Annotated in this window: 11 protein-coding genes and 2 pseudogenes; 6 read left to right on the top strand and 7 right to left on the bottom strand. The window is 72.2% G+C overall.

Annotated features, from left to right (window positions below; genetic code table 11):
• The first annotated feature begins 12 nt into the window (after positions 1-12).
• From D3105_RS12885 to D3105_RS12875, 3 genes and pseudogenes are all read left to right on the top strand, one after another.
• Positions 13-1,623 carry a glycerol-3-phosphate dehydrogenase/oxidase gene (locus tag D3105_RS12885; RefSeq protein WP_118903387.1) on the top strand — a complete coding sequence of 537 codons (1,611 nt, stop codon included), beginning with the start codon at positions 13-15 and terminating at the stop codon, positions 1,621-1,623.
• A gap of 70 nt (positions 1,624-1,693) precedes the next feature.
• Positions 1,694-1,810, top strand: a pseudogene (locus tag D3105_RS12880) (LLM class flavin-dependent oxidoreductase); the annotation flags it as partial.
• A 100-nt stretch (positions 1,811-1,910) separates the two neighbouring features.
• Positions 1,911-2,972: a PAC2 family protein gene (locus D3105_RS12875; RefSeq protein WP_118903386.1), complete on the top strand. Its 1,062-nt coding sequence runs from the start codon at positions 1,911-1,913 to the stop codon at positions 2,970-2,972.
• Between the two features lie 84 nt (positions 2,973-3,056).
• Here the strand turns inward: D3105_RS12875 and D3105_RS12870 are convergent, their stop codons facing one another.
• The 5 genes from D3105_RS12870 to D3105_RS12850 form a co-directional block, all read right to left on the bottom strand.
• On the bottom strand, positions 3,057-6,122 hold the full coding sequence (locus D3105_RS12870) for an NPCBM/NEW2 domain-containing protein (protein ID WP_118903385.1): 3,066 nt from the start codon (positions 6,120-6,122) through the stop codon (positions 3,057-3,059).
• 114 nt (positions 6,123-6,236) lie between these two features.
• The gene (mshC, locus tag D3105_RS12865) at positions 6,237-7,466 is read right to left on the bottom strand and encodes a cysteine--1-D-myo-inosityl 2-amino-2-deoxy-alpha-D-glucopyranoside ligase (protein WP_118903384.1); all 1,230 of its coding nucleotides are present in this window, start codon (positions 7,464-7,466) and stop codon (positions 6,237-6,239) included.
• A 121-nt stretch (positions 7,467-7,587) separates the two neighbouring features.
• Entirely contained in the window at positions 7,588-8,427 is an 840-nt protein-coding gene (locus tag D3105_RS12860; protein WP_118903383.1) for an SCO1664 family protein, read from the bottom strand.
• Positions 8,391-8,981, bottom strand: a complete 591-nt coding sequence (locus D3105_RS12855; RefSeq protein ID WP_030114163.1) for a DUF3090 domain-containing protein — start codon at positions 8,979-8,981, stop codon at positions 8,391-8,393. The genes D3105_RS12860 and D3105_RS12855 overlap by 37 nt, the downstream gene beginning before the upstream one ends.
• Before the next feature lie 70 nt (positions 8,982-9,051).
• A complete protein-coding gene (locus tag D3105_RS12850) occupies positions 9,052-9,774 on the bottom strand; it encodes a histidine phosphatase family protein (RefSeq protein ID WP_118903382.1) in 723 nt (240 codons plus the stop codon).
• A gap of 49 nt (positions 9,775-9,823) precedes the next feature.
• Here D3105_RS12850 and corA point away from each other — a divergent pair, with 49 nt between their 5' ends.
• Positions 9,824-10,819, top strand: a complete 996-nt coding sequence (gene corA, locus D3105_RS12845; RefSeq protein ID WP_118903381.1) for a magnesium/cobalt transporter CorA — start codon at positions 9,824-9,826, stop codon at positions 10,817-10,819.
• 33 nt (positions 10,820-10,852) lie between these two features.
• Here the strand turns inward: corA and D3105_RS12840 are convergent, their stop codons facing one another.
• Both D3105_RS12840 and D3105_RS12835 read right to left on the bottom strand, forming a co-directional pair.
• Positions 10,853-11,641 (bottom strand): ferritin-like domain-containing protein, encoded by a 789-nt coding sequence (locus D3105_RS12840; protein ID WP_118903380.1) that lies wholly within the window; start codon positions 11,639-11,641, stop codon positions 10,853-10,855.
• Positions 11,642-11,867: 226 nt separating this feature from the next.
• Positions 11,868-12,917: an LLM class F420-dependent oxidoreductase gene (locus D3105_RS12835; RefSeq protein WP_118903379.1), complete on the bottom strand. Its 1,050-nt coding sequence runs from the start codon at positions 12,915-12,917 to the stop codon at positions 11,868-11,870.
• Positions 12,918-13,055: 138 nt separating this feature from the next.
• Here D3105_RS12835 and D3105_RS12830 point away from each other — a divergent pair, with 138 nt between their 5' ends.
• A complete protein-coding gene (locus D3105_RS12830; RefSeq protein ID WP_118903378.1) occupies positions 13,056-14,039 on the top strand; it encodes an aldo/keto reductase in 984 nt (327 codons plus the stop codon).
• Positions 14,036-14,503: pseudogene (locus D3105_RS12825) on the top strand (DNA helicase RecD); the annotation flags it as partial. The gene D3105_RS12830 and the pseudogene D3105_RS12825, both read left to right, overlap by 4 nt.

Here is a 14,503-nt window from a genome sequence, read left to right as displayed (position 1 = left end):
AGGAGCATCACCATGACCACCCTGCAGAGCGTTCCCGCCCTCGGAACGCACCCGGCCTCCGGCTCGCTGCCGAGCCGCGCCGAGACCCGGGACCAGCTGTCCCGGGCCACGTACGACCTCCTGGTCATCGGCGGCGGCATCCTGGGCATCTCCACCGCCTGGCATGCCGCGCAGTCCGGGCTGCGGGTGGCTCTGGTGGACGCCGGCGACTTCGCCGGCGCCACCTCCTCCGCCTCCTCCAAGCTCCTCCACGGCGGTCTGCGCTACCTCCAGACCGGTGCGGTGAAGCTGGTCGCGGAGAACCACTTCGAGCGGCGCGCGGTCTCCCGCGAGGTGGCCCCGCACCTGGCCAACCCGCTCACCTTCTACCTGCCCGTCTACAAGGGCGGCCCGCACGGCGCGGCCAAGCTCGGCGCGGGCGTCTTCGCCTACTCCGCGCTCTCCGCGTTCGGCGACGGCGTCGGCCACGTCATCTCCCCGGCCAAGGCCCAGCGCGACGTGCCCGAGCTGCGTACGGACGATCTGAAGGCGGTCGCGGTCTACCGCGACGACCAGATGAACGACGCCCGCATGGCGCTGATGACGGTCCGCGCGGCCGTCGACGCGGGCGCGGTCGTCCTCAACCACGCGGCCGTCACCGGGCTCCGCTTCACCCGGGGCCGGGTCACCGGCGCCGAGCTGAAGGACAGCACCGACGGCACCGAGTTCGGCGTCGACGCCCGCCTCGTCCTGAACGCCACCGGCCCCTGGGTCGACCACCTGCGGAAGATGGAGGACCCGAACGCGGCCCCCTCCATCCGCCTCTCCAAGGGCGCCCACCTGGTCCTCAAGCGGACCCGGCCGTGGCGTGCGGCGCTGGCCACCCCGATCGACAAGTACCGCATCACGTTCGCGCTGCCGTGGGAGGACATGCTGCTCCTCGGCACGACGGACGAGGAGTACGAGGGCGATCCGGCGGACGTCTCGGTGACCGAGGCCGACACCGCGCAGATCCTCGACGAGGCGGCGTTCTCGATCAAGGACCAGCAGCTCTCGCGCGATCTGATCACGTACTCCTTCGCCGGTCTGCGGGTGCTGCCCGGCGGCCCCGGCGACACCTCCAAGGCCAAGCGCGAGACGGTCGTCACCGAGGGCCGCGGCGGGATGCTGTCGGTCGCGGGCGGCAAGTGGACGACCTTCCGCCACATCGGCCGTACGGTCATGAACAAGCTGGCCGCCCTGCCCGGGCACCCGCTGGCCGAGGACATGGAGCCGATGAACCGGCTGCCGCGGAAGCTGCCGCTCCCCGGTATCGCCAACCCGAACGCGGTCGCCCATCGGCTGCTCGTCGACGGCCCGGCCCCCGGCCCGCGCATGGCGCCGGACACCGCCCGGCACCTGGCCACGCACTACGGCTCGCTCGCCTTCGACATCGCCCGCCTGGCGAACGAGAACCCGGAGCTGGCCGAGCGCGTCCACCCGGACGCCCCGGAGATCTGGGCCCAGGTCGCCTACGCCCGGGACCACGAGTGGGCCGAGACGGCGGACGACGTGCTGCGCCGCCGGACCACGCTGACGATCCGGGGCCTGGCGACGGACGACGTCCGCGAGGGCGTCGAGAAGCTGCTGGCCGACCGGGGCTGATCCACCGAACCCACCCCCACGGGCACGCGGACGGGGGCGGCTTCCTCGCGGGAGCCGCCCCGTTCGCGTGATCACCGTGGGCGGCTTCGGGCTGAGCCGGCCCGAGCATTTGGAGACGCTCCAGCGGTTCGCGGAGGAGATCGCCCCGGTGGTGCGCCGGGAGGCGCCGTCCTCGCTCCGGGAGTGATCGAACACTGTTCACCCGGCCGTGCAAGAGGGCTGCGGCCGGGGGCCCGGGAAGCCGTAAGGTTGCTCCGTACGCATGGAGACATCGGAAGGAGGCCCGGGTGATCGAGCTCGAGTCGGTGCCCGAGCTGGTCGACCCGGTCATGGTGGCCGCGTTCGAAGGCTGGAACGACGCCGGGGACGCCGCCTCCACAGCGGTCGGTCATCTGGACCGGGAGTGGAAGGGCGAGGTGTTCGCGGCGCTGGACGCCGAGGACTACTACGACTTCCAGGTCAACCGGCCCACGGTGTGGCTGGACGGCAACACGCGGAAGATCACCTGGCCGACGACGCGCCTGTCCGTGGTGCGGGTGGGCGGCGACAAGCCCCGCGATCTGGTCCTGGTGCGCGGGATCGAACCGTCCATGCGCTGGCGGTCGTTCTGCAACGAGATCCTCGGCTTCGCCCATGAGCTGGGCGTCGAAATGGTCGTCATCCTGGGCGCGTTGCTCGGCGACACCCCGCACACCCGGCCGGTGCCGGTGAGCGGGGTCACCTCCGACGCGGACCTGGCGCGGACGATGGACCTGGAGGAGACGCGGTACGAGGGCCCCACGGGCATCGTCGGGGTCCTCCAGGAGGCGTGCACGCACGCCGGGGTGCCCGCGGTCAGTCTGTGGGCGGCGGTCCCGCACTACGTGTCGCAGCCGCCGAACCCGAAGGCGACGCTGGCCCTGCTGAACCGCCTGGAGGACCTGATCGGGCTGCGCATCCCGCTGGGCGAACTGCCCGAGGACGCGCGGGCCTGGCAGCTCGGCGTGGACCAACTGGCCTCGGAGGACAGCGAGGTCGCGGAGTACGTGCAGACGCTGGAGGAGGCGCGGGACACCGCGGAACTGCCCGAGGCGTCCGGCGAGGCCATCGCCCGGGAGTTCGAGCGGTATCTGCGGCGGCGGGACGGCGGTCCCGGGCAGGGGCCGGGCGGCCATGCCACGGAGACCGGGGACGTCTCCTATCTGCGCGACCCCTCCAGCGGCCGCACCCGCCCGCCGAAGCCGCCGCGCCCGGAGACGGGGCGCGGGAAGGCCTCCGACGAAAAGGGCGCCAAGGGGCCTGAAGACGCGTCGGGGTCCGACGGCGAGGAAGGCTCCGACGGCCGTCCCGACGAGGACGGCGAGGGCTGAGAGGCCGGGCCTGTGACGAACTGCGGGGCGCCGCACGGGAGATGATCCCGTGCGGCGCCCCTGTTCACGCGCCCCGGTACAGGCTCAGGCGCAGTGGAACTTCGCCGCCGCCCAGTCGCCGTGGTCCCCGGTCTTGGACCCGTTGGTGTCGGTGACCTTCAGCCGCACCTGACGTACGCCGTCGAGCTTCACGTCCACCGGCACGGTCGCCGAGGCGCCGGTCAGCTTCGGTGAGGTCCACAGCACCTTGCCGTCGCCCTCCACGGAGAACGCGACCTCTCCGTAGCCGTTGATCTCGTCGTCGATCCCGACGTCGGCCGTGAACGCGGTACAGCGGCCGCCGAGATGGACGGCGACGTCGGAGTCGGCGTGGGTGCCGATCCCCTTCTCGTACGTCTTCTCCGCGAGCGTCAGCGTCTTCCCGTCGCTCGCGCCCGACTCCCCGTTGGAGCGGTCACGTTCGGCGGGACCGTAGCCGTTGGTCTCGGAGAGCCAGACGAGATCGCTCGCCCAGGCCTCGCCCTCCGGGGCCGGTGGCAGGACGGACACGGCGAGCCGCTGCTGACTCGTGCGTGCTTCACCGGCGGCCCGGTAGCGGGCCAGCGCCGTCAGCCTGGTCTCGCGCACCTGGGCGTCCATCGCCGGGGTGAGCGCCACCTCGACCCGGCGGGTGGCGCCCGCCGGGATCCGGCCCGGGATCTTCGCGGTGGCGGTCTGCCAGCCCTCGGGGGCCTGGAGGGAGACCGTGGTGTCGGTGAGGTCGGACCGGCCCGCGGTCACGTCGACCAGGACCGTGCCGGGCGTGCCCGCTCCGGCCTCCTGGCCCGTGGGGGCGGTGAGGGCGGCGGCCGCCGAGGCCTTCTTGCCGCCGACCGCGCTGGTGCCCAGGAGCTTGACCGTGAACGTCTTCGCGGTGCTCAGGGGCGCGGTCTTCACGTGCACCACGCCGCCCCGGTCGTCACGGTCGTACCACCAGCCCTGGCGGGCCTGGTCGTACGCGGCCTTCGAGGTCACCTCGGGCAGCGTCCGGTCCAGCTTCACCGCGTGCGGCTCCGATCCGGTGTGGACCGTGAACTCGTAGGGGCGGGCGGTCTGTTTGCCGGTGAAGCTGCCCCGGCTCTCGTTGATCGTGACGGAGACGTCGCCCGCGCCGTGCTTCGGGGCCCGGACGTCGGCGCGCTGGGTGGCGTACTCCCCGTCGCGGTGCCGACGGGTGACGCCGTCGTCCTCGTACACGGTGAAGGAGGTCTTCCCCTGCGGGTAGACGTCCCAGGCCAGCGGGGAGTGGGCGGTGCGGTCGCGGTACGAGCGGATGCCCGGCCACATCGGGACGGCCGCGCCCGCCTTCACGAAGAGCGGCAGGGTGTCGAGCGGGGCGCTGTAGGAGTCGATGCTGGTGGGGCCCTCGTAGGTGCGGCCGCTCCAGTAGTCGATCCAGGTGCCCTTGGGGAGGTAGATGTCCTTGCGCTCGGTGGTGTCCTGGTAGACGGGCGCCACGAGGAAGTGCTCGCCGGAGAGGAACTCGTACTTCGCGGCCTCCGTCGACACCTTCGGGTCGTCGGGGTATTCGAGGACCAGCGGGCGGACCATGCCGACACCGGTCTTCGTGGCCTCGTGGGCGTAGCTGTACTGGTAGGGCAGCAGCGACTCCTTGAGCTTGAGGTAGTCGCGGTTGACCGAGGTGTACGGCTCCCCGTAGCGGAAGGGCTGCTTGTCCATGGCGGCCCAGCCGTCCATGGTCATCGTGGTGCCGAGGAACATCTTCCACTGGAGGTCGCGGGTGTACGTCTTGGCGCTGCCGCCGAAGATCCCGTCGACGTCACCGGTGGTGTAGGCGAGTCCGGACATGGTGGCACCCGCGTAGGTGGGGATCTGCCAGCGGATGTACTCCCAGGTGCCGGACTGGTCGCCGGACCACTGGACTCCGCAGCGCTGCGCGCCCGCCCAGCTCTCGGGGGCCCAGGTGAAGCCGCGGGCGTCGCTGTGGTCCTCGATGCCCCGGTAGGCGTCCTTGCAGGCGTCGAGGGCGAACTTGTAGCCGGGGCCGACCCAGGCGACGTCCAGCTTGGCGACCCGCTGGCCGGCCTTGACCTGGGCTTCGAGGTTCTCGATGCCGTCCTCGGTCCACAGGCCCAGCTCCATCTTGCGGTCCTTCAGCCCCTGGGCGGTCTCCTCCAGGTTCTCGTAACCGCAGCCGTAGCCGTCGTTGACGAGCATCCAGCCGTTCGGCATGTCGTTCTCGACGTAGCCGTCGGCGACCTTCAGCGAGTCCAGGGTGCGGCGCTCTCCCCGGTTGGCGTTGTGGAGGTAGCAGTCGGCGTCGCCGATCTCCATGCCGTAGACGGGCGGCAGGAACGGCTTGCCGGTGAGGTCGGTGTACTGGCCGATCACGTCCTTGGCGGCGTCGGCCCCCTCGCCCGCGAAGTAGTAGGCGTCGAAGCGCTGTTCCTCCGCACTGGTCGTCACCGGGTCGGTGAAGGCGTAGGTGCCCGGGGCGTAGGTGTTGCGGAAGACGCCGTATCCGGCCGATGAGAGGTAGAACGGCACGGAGTTGGGGTGGCCGCCGTCGTCCCAGTTGTAGTCGACGGCGACCTCGACGGTCTTGTCGCGGTGGGTGGTGCTGCCGCGGCCGTTCTGCATCCCGGCCCCGTAGAACTGTTCATTCGCGCCCCGGGCCAGCGTCTGGACGGTCTTCTCGCCGGTCCAGCTCAGGCCCTTCGTCTCGGACCAGACGCGGCTGCCGTCAGCCCGGTGCAGGGCGAAGCGCAGCGGCTTCTTGTAGGCCCGCAGGGTGACCTCGCCCGTCGACAGTTCGTAGCGGTCGCCGCGCTCCTTCCAGCGGGTCCGGGGCGGTTCGCCCTGCGGCAGGACGATGTCGTCGCCGGTGGGGTCGGTGAACTTCCCGTCCGGGGCGAGCTCGATGCGGAAGGTCTGGTCCGAGACGAAGCTGACGCGGGCCTCGGCCTGCCCGGCGGTCAGCCGGTAGACGGCCCCGTCCGCGCGGAATCCGGTCACGTCCCCGACGGTGGTGGTCTCCGTGCTCTCCGGCGGGGCCTCGTCGGCGTGGGCCCCGCCGGGCCCCGTGAGGGCCGCGACCAGTCCGAGCAGTGCAGCAACTGCTGCGGCTCTCATGCGCGTTGATGTTTGCATAGAGAGCTTTTAGCGCAACTTCGAGCACATGACCATGGGCAAAAAGGAACCGGCCCCGAACTTCGTAGAGAAGTCCGAGGCCGGTTCGAGCCATCGGGCGGGCGGGAGATCCGCCTACAGCGCGACCCCCAGCAGGGCGTCGACCGTACGCGAGACGAGGCCGGGCGCACCCTCGTCGGTGCCGCCCTCCGCGCTCTGGAACGCGGCCCAGCGGTCCACCGCGGCGAGCGCGGCGGGGCTGTCCAGGTCGTCGGCGAGGGCGGCCCGGACCTCCTCGACCAGCGCGTCGGCGGACGGCCCGTCGGGGCGGGACACGGCGGCCCGCCAGCGCGCGAGGCGCTCGACGGCGTCGGCCAGCACCTGGTCGGTCCACTCCCAGTCGGAGCGGTAGTGGCGGGAGAGCAGCGCGAGCCGGATGGCCGCCGGGTCCACGCCGTCGCGGCGCAGCGCCGAGACGAAGACCAGGTTGCCGCGCGACTTGGACATCTTCTCGCCGTCGAGGCCGACCATGCCCGCGTGGACGTAGGCCTGGGCGAAGGGGTGCTCGCCGGTCAGCGCCTGGGCGTGCGAGGCGCCCATCTCGTGGTGCGGGAAGGCGAGATCGGAGCCGCCGCCCTGGATGTCGAAGCCCATGCCGAGGTGGTCCAGCGCGATGGCGACGCACTCGATGTGCCAGCCCGGGCGGCCGTCGCCCAGGGAGGCCCCGTCCCAGCTCGGCTCACCCGGGCGGGCGGCCATCCAGAGCATCGGGTCGAGGGGGTTCTTCTTTCCGGGGCGCTCCGGGTCGCCGCCGCGCTCGGCGGAGAGCAGGCGCATCGCCTCGGCGTCGAGGCCGGAGACCTCGCCGAAGTGCGGGTCGGCGTCGACGGAGAAGTAGATGTCGCCGTCCAGGTCGTAGGCGGCGCCCGCGTCCCGGAGGCGTTCGACGAGAGGCACGATGCCCGGTATGGCCTCGACCGCTCCGATGTAGTGCCGCGGAGGCAGCATCCGCAGGGCGGTCATGTCCTCGCGGAAGAGTGCCGTCTCGCGCTCCGCGAGCTCGGTCCAGTCCTGACCGTCGCGCACGGCCCGCTCCAGCAGCGGGTCGTCCACGTCGGTCACGTTCTGGACATAGTGAACCTGCCGCTTGGTGTCGAGCCACACGCGCTGAACGAGGTCGAACGCGTTGTAGGTCGCCGCATGACCCATATGGGTCGCGTCGTACGGCGTGATGCCGCAGACGTAGATACGGGCGACGGGACCGGGGTCAAGGGTGATCCGTCCGCCGGTCGCGGTGTCGTGGATCCGAAGGTCGCGGCCCTTGCCGGGCAGGGCGGGGACCTCAGAAGCGGGCCAGGCATGCATGTCATGAGCGTAACCGGACGTTGCTTCCGGATACGAACCGGCTCCGGAAACCTGTCCGAAGAGGCCCTCTTGCGTGCGACCCCTGGCAGGGGGTAGAGCGCGGGTGGCCGTCGGGCGCGTTCTACACCGGCGGCCAGGGGATCGGCGGCCACTGACCGCTCGGCTGCGGGTGCACGGCGTTCTTGAGCAGCCCGTCGACCCGCTCCCGCAGGGCCTCCAGCTCGGCCGGTGTGATGAGTTCGGCCATCCGGGTGGCGAGGGCGGCCCCCGGTACCAGCTCGGCGGCGAGCCGGCCCAGCACCGCCAGGGCCTCCTCGGTGAGCGGTTCGCCCGCCCAGCCCCAGAGCAGGGTCCGCAGCTTGTCGTCGGCGTTGAAGGTGACACCGTGGTCGATGCCGAAGAGCCGCCCGCCGGGCGCGGGCAGCAGATGGCCGCCCTTGCGGTCGCCGTTGTTGATCACCGCGTCCAGCACCGCGAGCCGCCGCAGCCGGGGGTCGTCCGCGTGCACCAGCAGCGCGGTCTTCCCTCCCCCCACGTCCGCGAAGCCGACGGCCTTCCAGCCGTCGCCCGGCTCCTCGCCCTCGACGAGCGCCAGCAGCTCGGGGGCGTCATCACCGTCCTCGGGTCCGTCGATCCAGAGCTGGACCATGCCCCGCCCGTACGGCCCGTCCCGCAGCACGGTCGGCGGCACGAGGTCCCAGCCGGTCGCCCGGGAGATCTCGTACGCGGCGGCCTCCCGCTGGGCGAGGGTGCCGTCGGGGAAGTCCCAGAGCGGCTGCTCCCCCGCGACCGGCTTGTACGCGCAGGTGCGCTCCTCGCCGTCGTACGCCACCGTGCAGTGCAGCACCGCGTTGGACGCCCCGCCGACCTGCCCGAGGACGGTGAGCGTGCCCTCGGTGAGCAGGGTGAGCAGCTCGGGGTCGGTCAGGCTCCGCGACGGTATCCGTTCTGGCGCGGGCATACGTGTCCTTCCGGATCGAGCGGCAGGCTGCACAGCGGGCACGGCGGGCGGCCGGCGTTGACGACGTCCAGGGCCCGCTTGGCGAAGGCGCGGGCCTGGGCGCCGCTGAGCCGGACGCGGAGCATCGGCGGGCCGTTCTCCTCGTCCTGGAGGAGCTTCTCCTCGGCCTCCGCGAGGTCGTCCTCCGAGTCGGCGTCGAGCTCGACGAGGGCCTGCGCCTCGACGATCATGCGCTGCTCCTCGCCGTCCCAGGCCAGGGCCATGGTGCCGACCCGGAACTCCTCCTCGACGGGCACGTCGAGCGGCGCGGTGTCGGTGACGTCGGTGGGCGCCACGGCGGGCACCGGGGAGTTGCCGCCGGTGCGGCGTACGACCTCGTCGAGCAGTTCGTCGATCCGCTCGGCGAGCGCGGCGACCTGGGTCTTCTCCAGGGCGACGCTGGTGACCCGGCCCTGGGAGGACGCCTGCAGGAAAAACGTACGGCGGCCAGGCAGCCCGACCGTACCGGCCACGAATCGGTCCGGTGGGTCGTAGAGGAACACCTGACGGGACACGTCCTGCTCCCTTGAGCTTCGATGGTGGTTGGGCGGCGCTACGGCGCGTCCACCCTACTGCCCGGAGCGATCACGGCGCGCCCGCGCCGCCCCCGACCGTCGCGTCCGCCGAACCGTCACCGGCGGGGGACGCGGCGGCGTCCGCCCCGGCGGCCTGTTCGCGGGGCGCCAGCGCGTCGAGGTCGCCGGTGTCGCCGAGCCGCAGGAGGAAGGGCCGCAGCCGGGTGTAGCGGATCGCGGTGACCGAACAGGGGTCGACGTGGATGCGCTGGAAGAGGTCCAGGTGCATGCCCAGGGCGTCGGCGACGAGGGACTTGATGATGTCGCCGTGCGAGCACATGACGTACGTGGCGTCCTCGCCGTGCTCCGCCTCGACGCGCTCGTTCCAGTCGCGTACGGCGTCGACGGCGCGGGCCTGCATGGCGCGCATGGACTCACCACCGGGGAAGGCTGCCGCGGAGGGGTGCTGCTGGACGACCGACATCAGCGGCTCGTCGGCGAGTTCGGCGAGCTTCCGGCCCGACCAGTGGCCGTAGTCGCACTCGCTGATCCGGTCCTCGGTGTGCAGGGGCAGGCCCGGGCGCGCGTCGAGGAGCGGCTGGAGCGTCTGCCGGCAGCGCTCCAGGGGGCTGCTGACGGCGAGGACCGGGACGACGGCGGCGAGCCGGGCGGGGAGGGCCGCGGCCTGTGCGGTGCCGCGTTCGTCGAGGGAGACACCGGGGGTGCGGCCCGCGAGCACCCCGGCGGTGTTGGCCGTGGAGCGTCCGTGGCGTACGAGGATCAGCGTGGGCATACCCGCCAGCGTACGTCCGAGGTGCGTGGGGGCGGGCTCACGGGGAAGAATGCCCGCCGTGATCGTGGACTGTGCCATCTACCGGGACGGGCGCCGCACCGAACGGCCCGACGACTTCTCCGACGCCCTGGACGAGGCGCGCGGATCCCTGGACGCCTTCTTGTGGATCGGGCTGCACGAGCCGACGGAGCAGGAGTTCGACCGCGTTCGCGAGGAGTTCGGGCTGCACCCGCTGGCCGTGGAGGACGCGCTGCGGGCTCACCAGCGGCCCAAACTGGAGGTGTACGACGACTCGCTGTTCGCGGTCCTCAAGCCGATCGTCTACGAACCGAAGAGCGATACGGTCAGCGCGGACGAGCTGATGGTCTTCGTCGGCGACTCCTTCGTCGTCACGGTCCGGCACGGCGAGGGGGCCCCGCTGGCGGCCGTGCGCCAGCGGCTGGAGTCCGAGCCCGAGGTGCTGAAGCACGGTCCGACGGCGGTGCTGTACGCGGTCAGCGACGCGGTCGTGGACCACTACATGGACGTGGCCGGCGAGCTCCAGGTGGACCTGGAGGAGCTGGAGGCGCAGGTCTTCGCGCCGACCGGCTCGGGCGACTCGAAGAACACCGCCGCCCGGATCTACACCTTCAAACGGCAGGTGCTGGAGTTCCGCCGGGCGGCCGGTCCGCTGACGGCGCCGATGGCCCGGCTCTCGGCCGCGGGCGTGCCGTTCGTCCACGAGCACGCGCAGCCGTTCTTCCGGGACGTGGCCGACCACCTGACCCGCGCCAACGAGCAGGTGGAGGGGTTGGACCGGCTGCTCTCGGACATCCTGTCGGCGCATCTGGCACAGATGGGCGTGCGGCAGAACGACGACATGCGCAAGATCTCCGCCTGGGCGGCGATGGCCGCCGTTCCGACGATGGTGGCGGGCATCTACGGCATGAACTTCGACCACATGCCGGAGCTGCACTGGCCGTGGACGTACCCGATGGTGGTCGCGCTGATGGGTCTCACGGTGTACGGGCTGTACCGGCTGTTCAAGCGGCGCGGCTGGCTCTAGCGGCGGCCCGGGGACGGCCGCCGGAGCCTGGCCTCAGGCGTACTCGTGCTCGGGCACGGCGGGGCTGCCGAGCGCGTTGCGCCGCTCCGGCATCTCCAGGGTCACCATGCGCCGCCAGCCGACGAGGCGCTCGTACGCGTACACCGCGTGGATGCCCGCGGCGAGGACGGCTGCCTTGGGGCGGGACCAGCCGAGGATGCGGCCCATGTCGGCCATCACGGCGAGGCTGACGTCGCGGTAGACACGGATCTCGGCCAGGGCGCACTCGCGCATGATCCGCTGGATGGTCCGGCCGTGCCCCTCGCGCGCGAGGGCGAGCAGTTCCTCGTGGCAGTAGGCGAGGTGGTTGTCCTCGTCGTTGGAGATCATCTTCACCGCACGGCCGATGTCGGGGTGGTCGGCGAAGTACCGGCGCAGCAGCTGCATCTGCTCGGACGCGCGCTGCTCGGTGATCCGGCTGTGGGCCAGATAGGTGATGATGTCGCGCTCGGTGAGCCGCTCCTCGCCGCGCAGCCGGGAGTGCGCGAGGCCGATGCCCTGCTGCTCCAGGAGCATCGTGTAATCCGTCTCCGCCGGGACCTCGACGGGCGGCAGCCCGCGCTTCTTCAGGAGGGCGTTGAAGATCCGGCCGTGCTTGTCCTCGTCGGCGCCGTGCCGGACGATTCTGGGGGCCAGCTCACGGCGGCCCTCCGGGACGAGGGCGGCGATGCGGGCGTTCTCCCAGCCGCCCTGGGCCTCGCCGCTCGCGGCGATGGAACAGAAGAGCCGGTAGGACTCGTCGTTGTCCAGGATCTCCTGGAACAGGGTCTTCGCAGAGAGCATGAGGGCCACCTCCGTACCCGTTTCCCGCGGAGCCCAGGTCCGCGGAGCGGTAGTCCGCAGAACGAGTCAAAGGCGCTACGGGGCGGTCGGCAACCGGAGCCGTCACACACCGCGCGCGGCGGCGGGACGGCGTAACTCTTGGGCGCGTGGCGCGTTGTTCCTGCTGACGGCCGTGGCGGGGAAGACCCCCGAGCCCCCACCACGGCCGTAGTGCTGCCCGCGGGTGTTACGCGAGTCCGGAGCGCTCCAGGGCGTCCGTGCCGGCGCGCAGGGCGGTGAGCCGCTCCTCCAGGGTGAAGCCGGCCGGGGCGAGGTTGAGCGTGGTGACCCCGGCGGCCGCGTAGGCCTGCATGCGGTCGGCGATCCGCTCGACGGGGCCGAGCAGCGCGGTCTGGTCGATCAGCTGGTGCGGTACGGCGGCGGCGGCCCCGGCCTTGTCCCCGTCCAGGTACTTGTCCTGGATCTCGGCGGCGTCCTTCTCGTACCCCATGCGCTGGGCGAGCTGGTTGTAGAAGTTCTGCTTCCGGCTGCCCATCCCGCCGACGTACAGGGCGGTGTACGGCCGGAACATGTCGGCGAGACCGTTGACGTCGTCGCCCACGGCGAGCGGCAGCGTCGGGCTGACGTCGAAGCCCTCCATCGTCTTGCCGGCCTTCTCGCGGCCCGCGCGCAGCGGCTGGATCGCGGTCTCCTCCAGGTGCTCGGCGGAGGGGAAGATCAGCAGGGCGCCGTCAGCGATCTCACCGGTCTGCTCCAGGTTCTTGGGGCCGATCGCGGCGATGTAGAGCGGGATGTGCTCGCGCTGGGGGTGCACGGTGAGCTTGATCGGCTTGCCCGGGCCGCCGGGGAGCGGCAGCGTCCAGTGCGCGCCCTCGTAACTCACGCGCTCCCGGGTCATCGCCTTGCGGACGATCTCCACGTACTCGCGGGTGCGGGCCAGCGGCTTGTCGAACTTCACGCCGTACCAGCCCTCGGAGACCTGCGGCCCCGAGACGCCGAGGCCGAGCCGGAAGCGGCCGCCGGAGAGCGAGTCGAGGGTGGCGGCGGTCATCGCCGTCATGGTGGGCTGCCGGGCCGGGATCTGCATGATGGCGGAGCCGACGTCGATCGACTCTGTCTGGGCCGCGACCCAGGTCAGCACGGTCGGGGCGTCGGAGCCGTACGCCTCGGCCGCCCAGCAGACGTCGTAGCCGAGCCGGTCGGCCTCCTGCGCGACGGCGAGGTTGTCGCCGTCCATGCCGGCGCCCCAGTAACCGAGATTGATGCCGAGCCGCATAGCCGCTCCCCTTACTGATCAGTAACGTCCCTTTCTCCGGACTCTAGCGCGGCTCGCGGCCATCCGGCAGGCCCGGCGGACCCCCGGTTGTCCACAGGGCTGCACCCCGTGGGGCCCTGGCCAGTAATCTCAGCGCCCATGGAGCAGAGGCATCTCGGCCGTACCGGCCTTCGCGTGTCCCGGATCGGGCTCGGCACCCTCACCTGGGGCCGGGACACGGACGAGCACGACGCCGCCGACCAGCTGAAGGCCTTCTGGGACGCGGGCGGCACCCTGGTGGACACCGCCGATGTGTACGGGGGCGGCGAGGCCGAGTATCTGCTCGGGCGGCTCGTCGGCAGCCTGATCCCCCGTGAGGATCTGGTCATCGCCACGAAGGCCGGAAACGTGCCCGACCCCTATCGCCGCGTCAACTGCTCGCGCGGGCATCTGCTGGCCGCCCTGGACGCGTCCCTGGAGCGGCTCGGCACGGACTACGTGGACCTGTGGCAGGTCCACGCCTTCGACCCGGCGACCCCGCTGGAGGAGACCCTCCAGGCGGTGGACCTGGCCGTATCCTCGGGGCGCGTGCGGTACGCGGGCGTGTCGAACTTCTGCGGCTGGCAGCTCGCGAAGGCGGCCACCTGGCAGCTCGCCGCGCCCGGGGGGCGCACCCGGCTGGCCAGTACGCAGATGGAGTACTCGCTGCTCCAGCGGGGCATCGAGCGCGAGGTGCTGCCCGCCGCGCTGGACCTCGGGATCGGGCTGCTGCCGTCCTCGCCGCTGGGGCGCGGCGTGCTCACCGGCAAGTACCGCCAGGGCACCCCGTCCGACTCGCGGGGCGCGTCCGAGCGGCTCGCCCCGTTCGTCGAGCCGTATCTCGACGACGCGGCGGCCCGGGTCGTCGACGCGGTGGTGACGGCGGCGGACGGCCTGGCGACGAGCCCGCTCCAGGTGGCGCTCGCCTGGGTCCGGGACCGGCCGGGAGTGGCCGCGCCGATCCTCGGTGCGCGCAACGCCGGGCAGCTCACGGAGGCTTTGTCGGTGGAGGCGCTTAGTCTTCCCTACGAGATCTGCCAGGCGCTCGACGATGTGTCGGCGCCCGTGCACCGCTATCCCGACCAGGACTGGAGCACGCTGTGACTGCGCTTCCCGGGGAGACCCCCGGCACCGGCGGCACGGACACCCCGCAGGACGTCGTGTCCCCACCGGACGAGGCCGGGGCCCAGGAGCCCGCGGCGGACCCCGGCCCCACGGGCGACGGGGGCGAGGCCGCCGACTCCGCGAGCACCGAGGCCGGGGCTGCCGACTCCCCGAGCACCGAGGGCGTGGACGCCGAGCCCCGGAGCGACGAAGCCGGGGCCGCCGACGCCTCGGCCGCCCCCGAGCTCTCTCAGGCGCAGGCCGAGCTGGCCGCCCAGCGCGAGCTGCGGGAGCGCATCGAGCAGCGCAAGGCGGCGAAGGCCGCGCCCATCGCCGCCGGTGCGGGGCTGAGCGGCACGGCCGCCGATCTGCTCGCGGCCGTTCGGGCCGTGGAGAGCGGCGAGAAGACGGGCTCCGCGTTCTTCGCCTCGCCCGCCCCGGCACAGGCCCCCCGGCGCCCCGCA

The sequence above is a fragment of the Streptomyces globisporus genome (assembly GCF_003501885.1).
GTDB classification, from domain to species: domain Bacteria; phylum Actinomycetota; class Actinomycetes; order Streptomycetales; family Streptomycetaceae; genus Streptomyces; species Streptomyces globisporus_D.
Note: the sequence above shows the minus strand (reverse complement) of the source record. Positions and strands in the feature narration are given on the sequence as shown.